Source organism: Campylobacter sp. P0109 (genome assembly GCF_002138755.1).
Classification (GTDB): Bacteria; Campylobacterota; Campylobacteria; order Campylobacterales; family Campylobacteraceae; genus Campylobacter; species Campylobacter devanensis.
In genome coordinates this window covers 12,439-27,262 of sequence record NZ_MJKK01000010.1, presented here as the reverse complement: position 1 = coordinate 27,262, position 14,824 = coordinate 12,439, and the positions used below count along the sequence as shown (strand labels likewise).

The 14,824-nt window shown below is 33.9% G+C and carries 16 protein-coding genes; 1 reads left to right on the top strand and 15 read right to left on the bottom strand.

The features are described 5' to 3' along the window. Positions 1 to 518 precede the first annotated feature (518 nt). From purF to CIGNP109_RS07845, 15 genes are all read right to left on the bottom strand, one after another. On the bottom strand, positions 519 to 1,859 hold the full coding sequence (gene purF / locus CIGNP109_RS07915) for an amidophosphoribosyltransferase (protein ID WP_086228856.1): 1,341 nt from the start codon (positions 1,857 to 1,859) through the stop codon (positions 519 to 521). Position 1,860: 1 nt separating this feature from the next. Beyond that, positions 1,861 to 2,622 (bottom strand): 4-hydroxy-tetrahydrodipicolinate reductase, encoded by a 762-nt coding sequence (gene dapB, locus CIGNP109_RS07910; protein ID WP_086228855.1) that lies wholly within the window; start codon positions 2,620 to 2,622, stop codon positions 1,861 to 1,863. Positions 2,623 to 2,737: 115 nt separating this feature from the next. Continuing rightward, positions 2,738 to 3,676, bottom strand: coding sequence for a thioredoxin-disulfide reductase (trxB, locus tag CIGNP109_RS07905; protein ID WP_086225660.1), 939 nt, complete (start codon positions 3,674 to 3,676; stop codon positions 2,738 to 2,740). 118 nt (positions 3,677 to 3,794) lie between these two features. Beyond that, complete coding sequence (gene trxA / locus CIGNP109_RS07900; RefSeq protein ID WP_086225659.1) at positions 3,795 to 4,109, bottom strand: thioredoxin; 315 nt, start codon at positions 4,107 to 4,109, stop codon at positions 3,795 to 3,797. A gap of 176 nt (positions 4,110 to 4,285) precedes the next feature. Continuing rightward, positions 4,286 to 4,624, bottom strand: coding sequence for a YraN family protein (locus CIGNP109_RS07895; RefSeq protein ID WP_086225657.1), 339 nt, complete (start codon positions 4,622 to 4,624; stop codon positions 4,286 to 4,288). 3 nt (positions 4,625 to 4,627) lie between these two features. After that, positions 4,628 to 5,893 (bottom strand): homoserine dehydrogenase, encoded by a 1,266-nt coding sequence (locus CIGNP109_RS07890; RefSeq protein WP_086228854.1) that lies wholly within the window; start codon positions 5,891 to 5,893, stop codon positions 4,628 to 4,630. Continuing rightward, on the bottom strand, positions 5,890 to 7,098 hold the full coding sequence (locus CIGNP109_RS07885; RefSeq protein ID WP_086228853.1) for an LL-diaminopimelate aminotransferase: 1,209 nt from the start codon (positions 7,096 to 7,098) through the stop codon (positions 5,890 to 5,892). Before CIGNP109_RS07885 ends, CIGNP109_RS07890 begins: the two co-directional genes overlap by 4 nt. Positions 7,099 to 7,109: 11 nt before the next feature. Then, positions 7,110 to 7,928 carry a hypothetical protein gene (locus CIGNP109_RS07880; RefSeq protein WP_086228852.1) on the bottom strand — a complete coding sequence of 273 codons (819 nt, stop codon included), beginning with the start codon at positions 7,926 to 7,928 and terminating at the stop codon, positions 7,110 to 7,112. Beyond that, on the bottom strand, positions 7,922 to 8,842 hold the full coding sequence (locus CIGNP109_RS07875) for a hypothetical protein (protein WP_086228851.1): 921 nt from the start codon (positions 8,840 to 8,842) through the stop codon (positions 7,922 to 7,924). Before CIGNP109_RS07875 ends, CIGNP109_RS07880 begins: the two co-directional genes overlap by 7 nt. Continuing rightward, the gene (rlmB, locus tag CIGNP109_RS07870; RefSeq protein WP_086225651.1) at positions 8,835 to 9,521 is read right to left on the bottom strand and encodes a 23S rRNA (guanosine(2251)-2'-O)-methyltransferase RlmB; all 687 of its coding nucleotides are present in this window, start codon (positions 9,519 to 9,521) and stop codon (positions 8,835 to 8,837) included. The genes CIGNP109_RS07875 and rlmB overlap by 8 nt, the downstream gene beginning before the upstream one ends. 190 nt (positions 9,522 to 9,711) lie before the next feature. Beyond that, positions 9,712 to 10,527: a 16S rRNA (cytidine(1402)-2'-O)-methyltransferase gene (rsmI, locus tag CIGNP109_RS07865; RefSeq protein ID WP_086228850.1), complete on the bottom strand. Its 816-nt coding sequence runs from the start codon at positions 10,525 to 10,527 to the stop codon at positions 9,712 to 9,714. 4 nt (positions 10,528 to 10,531) lie between these two features. Continuing rightward, a complete protein-coding gene (gene rpmE / locus CIGNP109_RS07860) occupies positions 10,532 to 10,732 on the bottom strand; it encodes a 50S ribosomal protein L31 (protein ID WP_086225649.1) in 201 nt (66 codons plus the stop codon). Between the two features lie 50 nt (positions 10,733 to 10,782). After that, the gene (locus tag CIGNP109_RS07855; protein ID WP_086228849.1) at positions 10,783 to 12,003 is read right to left on the bottom strand and encodes a saccharopine dehydrogenase family protein; all 1,221 of its coding nucleotides are present in this window, start codon (positions 12,001 to 12,003) and stop codon (positions 10,783 to 10,785) included. A 205-nt stretch (positions 12,004 to 12,208) separates the two neighbouring features. Then, positions 12,209 to 12,820 (bottom strand): non-canonical purine NTP pyrophosphatase, encoded by a 612-nt coding sequence (locus CIGNP109_RS07850; protein WP_086228848.1) that lies wholly within the window; start codon positions 12,818 to 12,820, stop codon positions 12,209 to 12,211. Next, positions 12,817 to 13,455, bottom strand: coding sequence for a TVP38/TMEM64 family protein (locus tag CIGNP109_RS07845; RefSeq protein WP_141081055.1), 639 nt, complete (start codon positions 13,453 to 13,455; stop codon positions 12,817 to 12,819). The genes CIGNP109_RS07850 and CIGNP109_RS07845 overlap by 4 nt, the downstream gene beginning before the upstream one ends. An 89-nt stretch (positions 13,456 to 13,544) precedes the next feature. On the opposite strand from CIGNP109_RS07845, the gene CIGNP109_RS07840 reads away from it, so the two are divergent. Then, positions 13,545 to 14,606, top strand: coding sequence for an LptF/LptG family permease (locus tag CIGNP109_RS07840; RefSeq protein ID WP_086227362.1), 1,062 nt, complete (start codon positions 13,545 to 13,547; stop codon positions 14,604 to 14,606). Positions 14,607 to 14,824: the final 218 nt, after the last annotated feature.

The following is a 14,824-nucleotide window of genomic DNA, read 5'->3' as shown; positions in this document are numbered from 1 at the left end:
TTTTTATTATATCGAACCAAATATTAAAAAGTTTATATATGGGGGGGGGATTTTGATAAATTTGAAGAAAATATTGCAAATTTTTAATAAATTTGAGTAATTAATTAAATTTAGATTAGATATTGTAGTTTTATAACTTGGGTATTTTATAATTTTTAGAGTGGAATTTAGATTGGATTGGATGAGATATTAAAATATTATGGGGGTGTAATTAAATTTGTGGTTGTTGGGAGGTTAATAGGTTGACTATGGATAAGAGTGAATTTGATAGTTTTTAGCTTATAGATAATGTTGCATCAATTTGCTATTTAATATATAGTGATTTGTAGATAATATTAGTGTTTAAGATATGATTTCATATATTTATAATATTAGGCTATGTTGTTAGGCTCGCTTTAGCACAGATTAGATTGTGCTAAAGCGAGATAAAAAAGAAATGCGATACTTGTAATCAATTTAACATTTTGCTTAATTGCAAAGCAAAGTTAAAAGATATCAAAACAAGTATATATACAAATTTAGCTTATAAAATAATCTCCATCAAAGCTTACAAGAGAGTACTTACGCTCATTACCTAATCCTTGAGTTAATTCATCAATGCTTAAAAACTCTAAACTATCAGCACCAATAAATTTACACACCTCTCTAGCATCCATCCTAGCACTGATTAGCTCTTCATAACTTGGAGTATCAATACCATATCTACAAGGATGTTTAATCTCTGGAGCAGCAATTTTCATATGTATCTCTTTAGCCCCAGCATTGCGTAATAGCTCTACTATTTTCTTGCTAGTTGTACCACGCACGATACTATCATCGATAACTACGACGCTTTTGCCATTTAAAACACTACTCATAGGATTTAATTTTAATTTAACTTTAAGATTTCTCATCTCTTGAGTTGGCTCTATAAATGTCCTACCTACATAGTGATTTCTTACAATTGCCATCTCAAATGGGATTTTACTCCTAGCAGCATACCCCAAAGCCGCAGGAACACCAGAATCTGGCACCGGCACGACAAAATCAGCCTTACAGCTAGATTTATCAGCTAGAATTTCTCCTAATTTTTTTCTAATTTGATATACATTTTTACCATCTATCATACTATCAGGACGAGCAAAGTATATATATTCAAATGCACACAATCTAGGGTCTTTAGCTTCAAATAACTCTATGCTTTTAAAGGCGCTTTTGCCCTCTTCAAATACTATCATCTCTCCAGGTGCTACATCACGCACAAATGTAGCCCCCACCAGATCAAAAGCACAGCTCTCACTAGCTACGATATATCCACCATCTTTTAATCTACCTATGCTAAGAGGCCTAACGCCGTATGGATCACGCACCACAAACATCTTAGAGCGACTCAAAATCAACAAACAATACGCCCCAACGATCTGCCCCAAAGCCTCTATAATGCGATCTTGTAAATTCTCTTTTTTGCTTTTAGCTATTAAATGTAAGATATTTTCTGTGTCCATATTGGATTGAAATATCGCACCATCTTCGATTAATCGCTCCCTAACTTCATATTTATTAATCAAATTTCCATTATGAACGATACTAATCTCACCCAAAGAGTATTTGGCACTCACTGGCTGAGCATCTAGCACACTATCACTTCCAGCGGTTGAATATCTATTATGCCCTATAGCCATCTGCCCTTGTAATATCTCAAAGCTATCGCTATTAAAAACCTCAGTTACTAAGCCTCTATTTTTAATAGTTTTAATCTGATGATTATAACTAGAGCTAATCCCACTTGCCTCTTGACCTCTATGCTGCATAGAAAACAACCCATAATAGGCTGTTTTTGCTGCGTCTTTTGAATTTATTACCCCTACTATCGCACACATTTTATATTCCTAAAGCATCATAGATTGTATATAATTTTGGCTCTTTATTAGCTAGCCAAATTCCAGCCTTTATCGCACCTTTAGCAAATGTAGCTCTACTTGTAGCGGTGTGATTTAACTCTATATATTCACCATCGTTATAAAATCCTACTGTATGGCGTCCAACGATATCGCCACCACGCAAAGCCATTACAGCAATCTCATCTTTGCTTCTAGCTCCTATCATTCCATCTCGTCCGCTTACTCTAACATTTGCTAAACTTAAATTTCTACCTTTTGCAGCATGTTCGCCAAGTGTCAATGCTGTACCACTTGGAGCGTCTATCTTATTGCGATGATGCATCTCAATAATCTCAATATCAAATTCACTTAGCACCCTACTAGCTATCTCAGTTAAGCGATTTAGCACCGCTACACCCAGACTCATATTTGTAGCTTGAAGTATCGGCATAGTAGCACTTGCTAGTTTGATTAGCTCGCCCCCTTCATCGCCTAGCCCAGTTGTGCCTATAACCAGTGGTTTTGGATTTGTCCTAGCGTAATTAATCAAATTTATAGATGCCTTTGCGATACTAAAATCAATCACCACATCGCTATTATCAAACAAAACATCATACTTATCAGTTACTATCACACCATCATCCACGCTCATAGGCTCTATAGTGTATGCTACTGATAATTTCGCATTATTAAGCCCTTTTAAATTTGCGATTATCTCGCTTCCCATCTTACCGCTTGCACCGTGTAAACCTATACGAATCATCATCGCCCTTTTTGGATAAATTAAGATTTTATTTTAGCTAAAAAAAGATAAAAATTTGATATAAGTAAATTGAATTTTATAAAAGAGCCACTCGCTAGGGCAAGTGGCTTAAGAATTAATGTAAGCTCTCAATGTAGCTCATAGCGCTAAGTGCAGCTACAGCACCATCTGCGGCGGCACTGACTACTTGCTTAGGAGCATCTTGTCTTAAATCTCCTGCGGCGAATAAACCTGGAGTTGAAGTTTGCATTTTTAAATCCACTTTTACTTGACCTGATGGCAATATATCGCAAATGAATTTATCTCCATCTTTTAGCACTTCGTTTCTTACATTTAGACCCACAAATGTAAATATGCCAGGCACTACTAAATCTCTTATGCTTCCATCTGCTAGTTTGACTTTCACCCCTTTTACACCAGCAGTGCTATCACCATAGACTTCATCTATAGTAGCATTTAAAATTAGCTCAATTTTCTCATTTTTCTTAACTTTTTCAACTGAGCTTGGAGCAGCTCTAAATGTATCACGGCGGTGAATTAGATATACTTTTGAGCAAATTCTAGTTAAATACTCAGCCTCTTCGATAGCGGTATCACCACCACCTAAGACTGCTACCTCTTTATTTTTATAGAAAAATCCATCGCATGTAGCACAAGTGCTAACGCCTTTACCAAAGAATTCATCCTCACCTTTAAAGCCAGCTCTTTTTGGGGTTGAACCTGTACATACAATTACAGCTTTTGCTTGTTCAGTTTTGCCACCTTCTAAAGTTATAGTGAAGCTGCCATCGCTATTTTTAGATACTTTTTCTACGGCCGCCATTTCGTGTTTTAGACCAAATCTAGTGCATTGCTCAAGCCACGGGCTCATAAAACTCATACCATCCATAACAGTAGCGACACCAGGATAATTCTCCATTTCAGAGCTACTAGTGATTTGGCCACCAGGCATGCCCTTTTCAAACATTACAACATTTTTTAACCCACCACGAGTAGCATAGAGCCCCGCACTAAGACCAGCTGGACCACCACCGATTATAGCTACATCTAACATTATAGTCTCCTAATTTTAAATTTATATCTATACAATATTACAAATATATTACATAAAAATAAATTTAACTTAAAAATTGATTTGAAATGAAGTGAGTCGGGGCAAAGCCCCGTTTGAATTATAAAAGTGAATTGATTTTATCTGCAATTGCAGCTTTAGATTGAGCGCCAATTAATGTCTCTTTAATCTCTCCATCTTTAAAGAATAGTAAAGTTGGAATAGAGCGTACGCCATACTCTACAGCTAGGTCTTGAACCTCATCTGTATTTACTTTACAGATTTTTGCTTTACCATCGAACTCTTCAGCCAACTCATCAATAACTGGAGCTAGCATTCTACATGGTCCGCACCATGGAGCCCAAAAATCTACTAGAGCAACGCCCTCTTTAGCAACATTGAAATTTTCAGCAGTTAATTCAATATATTTACCCATTTTATCTCCTTCTATGGTTTTACAATAAAAATTATACATCAAAAAAGTTAAACTAAAACTAACAAACATAATTTTAGGTAACTCAAACTTCATCAAATCAAGGCTTATTATAAAATATAAAAGTTAATAATTTTTATTAATTATTAAATTTTAAAAAAATGAAAGAAGAAATTTAATCAATATGTAATATTTTCTATCAATTCTATATTTTGATTATTTATACAGACTATATCGATTTGATATGGTAAATTTAAATTTGAGTTTAGCATATAAAAATCTATAGCTTTTATAATTTTTTCCAATTTAGATTTTGTTACTCTATAGATAGTTTGATAATCTTTAGTTGAGGCTTTAACCTCAATAAAATGAAGAGTTGAATCACGCTTAGCAATGATATCAATCTCTCCAAATTTAGTTTTATAGTTTAAATTGAGTATCTTATAGCCATTTTTTGATAAAAATTTAGCAGCACTTTTCTCAGCTTCATGACCAAAAAGATATTCAGCTAAACCCAAAGATTAACTCTCAATCCTAATCATAAATGGCTTAGCCTTGATAAAGTTCTCATTTTCTAAGCTATTAATTACTCTTAGCATATCAGCTTCTAAACAAGTATGAGTAGTAAAAAATAAAGTAGCACATCCTTCATCTTTGCTTTTTGCTTTTTGTAAGAAACTATCAATTGAGAGATTATTTTGACTCATTAAATTTGTAATCTTAGCCAAAACCCCAACCTCATCAGCTACCTTTAATCTTAAATAATATTTGGTTCTAATCTGGTTAGGCTTTAGAAGTTTTAATGGTGCAGACTCTAGTGGAGCCTTATATCCTAGCATAGGATTTCTAATCTCTCTAGCGATATCTATTAAATCACTTATAACTGCACTTGCTGTAGCAGACCCACCAGCACCAGCACCATAAAATAAGCTCTCTCCAACTGCATCACCTACGACACTTACAGCATTCATTACCCCATTTACATTTGCTAGCATCTTATCTTTGCTAATAAATGCTGGATGAACTCTAAGCTCTAAAGTACCTTCTCCACGCTTAGCAATAGCTAAAAGCTTGATAGCATATTCAAATTCATTAGCAAAATATATATCCTCGCTACTAATTTGACTAATACCTTCAATCAAAATGTCTTCGGGCTTAGCATGCACGCAATAGGCAATACTAGCTAATATAAGTAATTTATGTGCCGTATCAAATCCACCTATATCAAAGGTCGGATCAGCCTCGGCGTATCCTAGCTCTTGAGCCTTTTTAAGCGCCTCGTCAAATTGCACTCCACTATTCATCATATTTGTTAGAATATAATTGCTTGTTCCGTTCATTATACCCATTATTTTTTGAATATGGTTTGCGCTTAAGCCCTCTCTTAAAGCTTTTATAATTGGTATCCCACCAGCTACACTAGCTTCATATCCAAAAGCCGTATCACCAGCAAGTGCTTCAAGCTCATTTCTGTAGTAAGCCAATAGCGCTTTATTTGCTGTTACTACAGCCTTTTTGCGCTCTAAAATCTTACTTATAATCTCATAGGGCTTATCAATTCCGCCCATTAGTTCGATAAATACATCAATATCATCTCTATTTATAACACTATCTATATCATCAGTTAATGGAATTATTGAGTCTTTATGTTTTGATAAATCCCTTACTACACCCACTACTGGAGTTATACTAACTCCGGCTCTTGAGACGATTAGATCGCTATTTTTAATGAGCACATTAGCAACCTCAGTTCCTACTGTCCCAACACCTAATATCGCTACTCTCATTGGACTTCTTTTAAATATTTTTTGATATTTCTAGCAGCTTGGCGAATACGATTTTCATTCTCTATAAATGCAATCCTAACATACTCATCACCAGCCACACCAAATCCAGCACCAGGGCTAACAGCTACGCAAGCTTTGGTCAATAGCTGCTTAGCAAATTCTTTACTTCCTATATTTCCTACTTGCGGTGGTAATTTTGCCCAAGCAAACATACTAGCTCTAGGTTTTGCTATCTCCCAACCAGCAGCACTAAAGGCCTCTATAAGCGTATCTCTGCGTTTTTCATAAGTCTGTCTAATCTGCTCAACGCAGTCTTGATCTCCATCTAGTGCTACGGTGGCAGCTACTTGGATTGGGGTAAACATACCATAGTCAAACCACGATTTTATCTTTTTGAGTGCGGCTACTAATTTTTTATTGCCACATATAAATCCTACACGCCAACCGGCCATATTGTATGATTTTGATAAGGTATAACACTCTACTGCTACATCTTTGGCCCCATCTACTTCAAAAATACTAGGTGTCTTATATCCATCAAATGTAAGCTCAGCATAAGCAATATCACTAATGATATAAAATCTCTCACGCTTAGCCATATCTACTAAACGCTCATAAAAACTCTTTTGGCAAGTTACAGTAGTTGGGTTATGAGGAAAATTTACTACAACATATTTTGGCTTTGGAATACTCTCTTCTATAGCATGTTCTAAATTTTCAAAAAATTTATTCTCATCTAATTCAAAATTTGCATTATAAATAAGTGGCATTTTAGTAACATTTCCACCTGCTATAATAAAAGCTTGAGTATGAATAGGATAGGCTGGATCTGGTACAATAGCTACATCGCCAGGATTTGTGATGGCTTGTACTAGATGGACAAATCCCTCTTTGCTACCCATAGTTGCGACTGCTTCAGTTTCTGGATCTAGTATTACGCCATATTTTCTTTTATACCAGTTACATATCGCAACACGAAGTTTATAAATACCTTGACTAACACTATAACCATGAGTTTTATCCTTCATAGCGCTCTCGCATAATTTATCTATAATATGCTGTGGTGTTCTACCATCTGGATTTCCCATCGAAAAATCTATAATATCAGCCCCATCTCTACGTGCTGCCATCTTAATCGCATTGACCTCGGCAAATGCGTAGTTTGGCAACCTCTCAATAGTGTTAAATCTAATCTCATCAAACATAAAAAAACTCCTTAATTTGATTTTATATATATTTTTAATCCACGCTTAATATTTTCTAAGCTAAAAGCATCATCAATTAGCATATAGTATGAATTTGGTGGAAATTTGATATATATTTCTTTTTCTGGTTTATCTGATTTAATCTGTGTAATCAAATTTAGATCCCTATCAAGTATCTTTATAACGCAAATCCAACTATCAGAAGCGTAGCTTTTTATTAAAGCCTCGCTTTTGCCGCTAATATTTAAAAAATATGGCTCTAATGGCTTTGCAAGGTCAAATTCGCTATCACTAATATATTGATGTGTAGATAATATAGCTTTGCTAGCATCAATACTATAAGTAAAACTAAACTCACCATCACGATTAATATCTTTTATATAAATTTGATTCTTTCCAAGCTCTCTATAAATCGCACCTGGATCTAGCAAAAAGCGTGAATTCATAGATATTTGCCAAACTATTCCTTGAGTATCAGTCTTTAATGACTTACTCAAAAAATATGAATAGCCAAGATTTTTAAGAGCTTCAGATACGCTTTTAAAAAGCAAAATATCAGAACTTGGACTATAAAAGGCAATTTCTAAATTCACCGGCAAAGAAAAACTAAGATTTAAGAGCGAATTTACTCTTAAAGTATTTGTAATTTTAGCGTAATTTGGATTACCCCTACTATCAATAAAATCAGACTCTATAGCAAATATCTGCTCGATTTTATCTCTATTTTTAGCGTAACTTTGCTCTGAAATTATACTTTTGATATTGCTATGTAAATCAAATCCAAAACAACTAAAAGCAAAAACACAAAATAGAAACGCTACTCTTACCATTGAGAACCTTTGTTTAGTTTCACAAATTCGTCATACTCCAACTCTCTAATTGTGCCATTTTGAATTACAAATCTTAATGGCTTTTGAACGCTAAATTTCTTTTGATCCCCATCAATCTCTAAAATTAACTCGCCGTGGCCTGTTTGAATTAGTTGATCAGTGCTTAAATTTAGGTCGATAGGATTTTTAGTTGTATGAAATCTTTTATTTTTACCATCAATATCTTTAATACCAATCCATATATTTTTAGTTGGAATAATTTTAGCAATTTCATTGGTTGGTGCTGTAATCTGCGGTACTTCTACTTTTGTAGTTTCTATATTTAGAGTTTGAGTTTTTAGTTCTGTAGTCGCATTGGCCTCTATAGAAGTTGAATTTGAGTCGATTTTAGTTTGATTAAATTCAGTAGTGATATTTTCATCTTTTTGAACTACTTTTTCTATTGTTTGACTAATTGCTTCTAAATTCTCTTTAGCTGATTCTACTACGGCATTTGCTGAGTAGGTTACGCTTTGATTTTTATCAAAACTTGGTAACTCTATATTATCTAAAATATTTGTAAATTTAACTACCCAAACTAGTGCTACTATGATTAATACTACAACCAAAATTACTGTTAAAGCCATACTATTATCGGTTTTTGGTGTATATGCTGGAAGTTTTGGCGCTACTGTAAAACCTGCATTATCATCACCATTATGTTCTTTACAATACTCATTATACTCATCAATCCAGCCTTGTAAATCCATATCATATTCACGGCTTAAAATCTTAGCAAAACCAGAAGCATTTAATTTGCGAAGTTTTTCGAAATTTTTTTCACACATATATCTTAGATACTCAGTCTCGATATGAGTGTGCTTAGTTACCTCTTTTAAATCCATTTCTAAAAGTTTTTCTATACCATTAGCCATTTATAATCCTATCAAATAATATTCCAAACGCCACACTGACATTTAAGCTATCCCAGTCCTTGCGCATATTTATGCCTAGACTCTCATCGCATTTTTGCAATACCTTATTTGGTATTCCCTCGCCTTCACTACCCATAATTAAAGCAGTTTTAGGCTCAAATTCAAATTCTTTAGTACTCTTACCTCCAGCATTTGCTGCATAAATTTTAAATCCAACTTGCTTAAGCTCATTTATAAAGCTTAACCCATCAGTGCATAAAGCAATTGGTAGTTCATACGCTGCACCGCTACTAGCACGCACTACTCCTTGCATTGCTAGGCTCTCATTTTTACCTACTATAACTATACCGCCAGCACCCAATGCATAAGCAGTCCTTACTATAGCGCCAATATTTCCTACATCACTAAGACCATATAAAATCACTAAATAATCAGACTTTTTAATCTCATTTAAATTAGCAAACTCGTAATCTTTTACCTTTGCTAAAAAGCCTTGATGATTGCCTCCACGGGCAAGCGCTTGGGCTTTTTGATTATCGACTTTTTGTATTTTTAGGCCGACTTTTGCTATTTGGTTAAATATATCTTTTTGAACCTCTTTTGCTAGATATATCTCTTCGAGCTTGTCTTTATGATGTTTTAACAAATGTAAAAATAGCTGTTTTCCATAGATAATCATAGCGATTATGGTATCTAAAAGCCCTTAAATTTTAGCTTATTTTTAGCAAAAAAAATGAATTTTTGTAAAATTATATTTATCATTGTTAAGAAGCTTCTTATGATTAATAAAATAATCATACAATAAATACTATTTTACAAAAGATCGCTTCTAATAAAGCTTTAATAATCTATATAAATTTATCCTAAAATCACCCATTTAACTGGGCATATATCTCTTTTACGCTTTTACCAGTAAGCTTGGCTAGGAGTTTGGCTTTTTGCTTTGGAGGAATGTCTAATTCATTTATATCAGCTACGCTTATAGTATTTTGGGTGTTATTTTTTGAACCATCAATTACTATACACCATTCACCTTTTAAATTTGCACTCTTAAGCATAACGACTAGATTTTTAGCACTATTTTTAAATTTAGCTTCAAATTTCTTAGTAGCCTCTTTAATAGCAAAAATCTCCCGTTTAGGCTCTAGCTTTGCAATAGCTTCAACTAGCTGCAAGACTCTCTTTGGTGATTCATATATCACTACTGGATAAGTCAAATTTAGCGCATTTTGTATAGCTAGTTCTCTATCTCTGCCAGTATTTGGCAAAAACCCTAAAAATGTAAACTCTTTTTGCACAATTCCACTTGCTGCTACGGCTAAAAGTGCTGCATTTGCTCCACTTAATACCTCGTAATTTATACTATTTTGCTGAGCAAATTCTACTAATGCAACTCCTGGGTCGCTAATGCATGGCATTCCAGCATCGCTTACATATACTACAGTATTTTCTATTAATTTTTTAGCTTCAAATTTAGTAAAAAATTCACTCTCATTATGTGTATGAAGAGAGTAAAATTCAGATGGATTTATATTTAGATTATATTTTGTGTTTAGAAGATTTATAAGGGATTTAGTTACTCTACTATCTTCACAAATTATGATATCACAAAGGTTCAAGATGTCCAGGCATCTCTTTGAGATATCATCTAAATTGCCAATTGGCGTAGGAAGAAAGTAGAGCAAAAGATTATTTCATTCCGTATTTTTTCTTAAATTTATCTACACGACCTGCGCTATCTACGATCTTTTCACTACCTGTGAAAAATGGATGACAAGCACTGCAAATATCTACTTTGATTTCTGGCTTGTTTGACTTGCTAATAAATGTATTACCGCAAGCGCAGCTAACTGTGCATTCAACATACTCTGGATGTATATCTTTTTTCATTGCTTTTCCTTTTTTTGGGTTTAAAAGTTGGGATTTTATCTAAATTTGGCTTAAATTTCCTTGATTAATCTAGTCTCATTTGGTGCCATCTCTATGATCTCCCATGGTAAGCCCTGTTTATTTAGCTCATCCATAAATGGTTTGGCATCGAATTCTTCCATATTAAATACACCTTTGGCACTCCAAATTCCCTTTGCTACCATCATTGAGCCTATCATTGCTGGCACTCCTGTAGTGTAGCTAACAGCGCCAACGCCAGTTTCTTGATAGCACTCTTGGTGATCGCATACATTATAGATATAAACTTTTCTTGGCTTATTATCTTTTATGCCTGTTATCACACAACCTATATTTGTCTTGCCTTTGGTTCTAGCACCTAGGCTTGCTGGGTCAGGTAGCAAGGTCTTTAAAAATTGAATTGGGACGATTTTAACTCCATTATGCTCAACCTCATCAATCCTTAGCATACCTACATTTTCTAGGCATTTCATATGAGTTAGATAGCTCTGCCCAAAGGTCATAAAAAAGCGAATTTGCTTTAAAGTAGGGATATTTTTTACTAAGCTCTCAAGCTCTTCATGATAGAGTAAATAGCTATCTTTTGGGCCGATTTTTGGATAATCCCAGCTAAATCCTATCTCCATCGGCTCGGTTTCTATCCATTTTCCATCTTTGTAGTATCTACCCTTTGCGCTAACTTCACGCAAATTTATCTCAGGATTAAAATTCGTAGCAAACGCATACCCATGGTCTCCAGCATTACAATCCAAAATATCAATATACTCAATCTCATCAAATAGATATTGCTTCGCATAAGCACAATATACATTAGTAACGCCCGGATCAAACCCACTACCAAGAAGCGCCATGGTATTAGCAGATTTAAAATCACCATCTTTAGCCCATTGAAGTTTATACTCAAATTTAGCCGTATCTGGGTGTTCATAGTTTGCTGTATCTATATATGGAATTTTAGTTTGCGAGCATGCGTCCATAAGCGTAAGGTCTTGATATGGAAGTGCAACATTTAGCAATAAATCAGCCTTAATATTTTTAATAAGCTCTACAACAGCAGCTGTATCATCGGCGTCTATCACCGCTGTACCTATATCTACTCCGACTTTGTCTTTGATAAATTTAGCTATTTTATCACATTTGCTTTTGGTGCGACTTGCTAGAGTGATTTTGGTAAAGACTTGCGAATTCATCGCACATTTTACCGTTGCTGCTTGGCTTACTCCGCCTGCTCCGATGATTAAGATATGACTCATTTTCTATCCTTTGTCTGAATTTTTAGTAATTATAGCCAAATTTAGCTAAAATTCACTCCATACTATAAGCAAAAATTACTTTAATAAAAAATTAATATTTTCTAAATTTGGCTTTTAAATTAGATTTGAGTCTAGGTATTGAGCTATTTTGACATAAATATATTAAAATATAAGTTAATAATACTATTAATGGTTATATTTAAACTCAATAATATCTACTCAACATTTTAAGTATAGGCTTAGCTAGTTCTAGCCCCTTAGATCGGTGCGAAATTTGAAGCTTGATACTCTCATCAATCTGCCCTATAGTCTTATCAAATCCATCAGGAATAAACATAAAATCATACCCAAAGCCATTATCACCAAGCTCTCTATCGATGACTTCTCCATGCATAAATCCATGGACGCCATATCTGCCATATTTAGAGCCGATGCCGATACAAGCGGTATAAAATGCCTTAGAGTGGCTTAAGCCTAATCTTTTTAACTCACTAATCAATTTTGCTCTATTGCTCGCATCACTCGCCCCTTCACCACTATATCTAGCTGAGTAGATCCCAGGAGCAAAACCAAGCGCTTCAACGCTTATCCCACTATCATCGCTTAGAGCTATACACTCATTTTCAATTCCAAGCTCTTTAATCTTTTTATACACAGCATCTGCTTTTATCATCGCATTTTCATAAAAGCTCTTGCCATACTCTTGGATCTCAAATGGCTTACATATATCACCCAAAGCCAAAACTTCAAATTGATTATAATAAGCCTTAATCTCCCTTACTTTATCCATATTATTTGTAGCTAAAACAATCTTCATCCAACCCTCCTATTTAGAATTTTTCTAACCCAAAACGCCACCAAACCCATCACAACCACAAGGGCTAAGGCTAGCCAAAATTCATAGCTTTTATAATTTGCTATATTGCTACCTAAATTTATAAATAGCACCGCACTAATAAACTTGCCAAGCACCCCAGCAATGATAAATTTAATAAAATCAAACCTCAACGCCCCAGCCATGTAATTCACGACATTATAAGGGACAATTGGTATTAATCTGAGCAAAATTATTAGACTAAACTCATCCTTACAAAATTTATTTTTAACTCTCTCAAATTTAGCAGTATCAAAAGCCCCACTAAAATATCTTGCGATAAAATACATTATAGCTGAGTTTATCGCAACTCCTATCATCGCACAGATTAAAGCCTCCCAAAAGCCCAAAATCGCCCCACCGCCAATAGCCAAAATCCCAGCCGGAAATAAAAATATAGGCAAAATTACCCAAAATCCGATATAAATCACCCAATCAAATTTGCTAAATTCGCCCATTAAATTTATCAAATCACGCTGATTTATACTACATAAAATTACCACGCAACAAAGCATAAAAACGCCAAATAAAATCAATCTAATCATAAATTTCTCTTTTAAAAGCGTAATTTTATCCAAATTTTTGCTAAATTTTGAAAATATTTAGGTATATTTAGATAGAATTCAACCCATTGTTAAATCATTATAATACTAAATTTGGATTGTTGATGAAGCTTTTTGCTAGGTATAGTGCATTTATTTATGTAAAATATTTTTTTATTATATTTATCTCATTGATTGGATTTTATGTAGTTATTGATACCCTTACAAATCTTAAAAATCTCCCAAGTAGTGCAAATTTACAACTAATTTATGTTAGTCTAACTGCATTAATTTCAATCAATTATGTATTGCCAATCTCAATAGTCTTAGCCCTAATAGCAACTATGATTAACCTAACTCGCTCCAATGAATTAGTCAGCTTTTACGCTTTAGGAATTAGTAAAAACCGCCTTATAACGCCTATTTTTACCATCACTTTACTTATTAGCTTTGGATACATCGGGCTTTGCTGCACACAGTTTGCCTACGCCAAAGAAAGACAAGAATCCTTAGAAGATTTTCAAAGCTTTGATCGCTCAACCAAATGGATATTTTTGCGCTTTGAAAATAAATTTACATATATCGAAAAACTCCTTGGCAATAAGCAGCTTGCTCAAAATGTCAGAATTTTTGATATGAATGGTTCGCAAATTATATCTCAAATAACTGCTAAAGAGGCTAGCTACAATGGCAACACCTGGATACTTAAAGATAACAACATAACTCAAATACCGCAAAATTTAAGCCTAGGTGCTACAGGGTTAGAGCGTAGCTATGCTGATGAGATAGTAATCACAAATAGCTTCCGCCCACGCATAATAGAAAATATCGAAAATAAAGACAATCTCTACTCCATCATAGATGCTATTGACTCCATAAATACACTTAAAAATGAAAATATAAACATTGCTAAGATAAAATCTGTACTATATTCAATGATATTTTTCCCACTTTTTGCTCCATTTATGGTGCTAATTTTATACTATTATATGCCTGTTACTGGGCGTTTTGCTAGCTTAGCTATTGCTAGTTTTGGGGCGATTTTTATCTCGCTTTGTATTTGGGGTGTTTTATTTTTACTTATTCGTCTTAGTATTAATGGTGCTATTGCTGCTGAGATTGGTATTATTTTGCCTGTTATTATTTTGATGCTATTTGCTGGATATCAGTTTTATAAACATAGGTAACATATCTATTTTATATCATAGCAATTTAGAGTTGAAATTTATAAATTTTGCCTAAAAATAAAAGATACTTAAAAAAAATATATAATAAAGAAAGTTTATATATTTGCTCTATTATTGCTTTATTATAATTAAAAAATGATACTAATAAATTTAATATCATTAAACTTAATCAAACTAAAATAAAAACTAGTAAATTTGTAAATTTTTACTCTACCCCC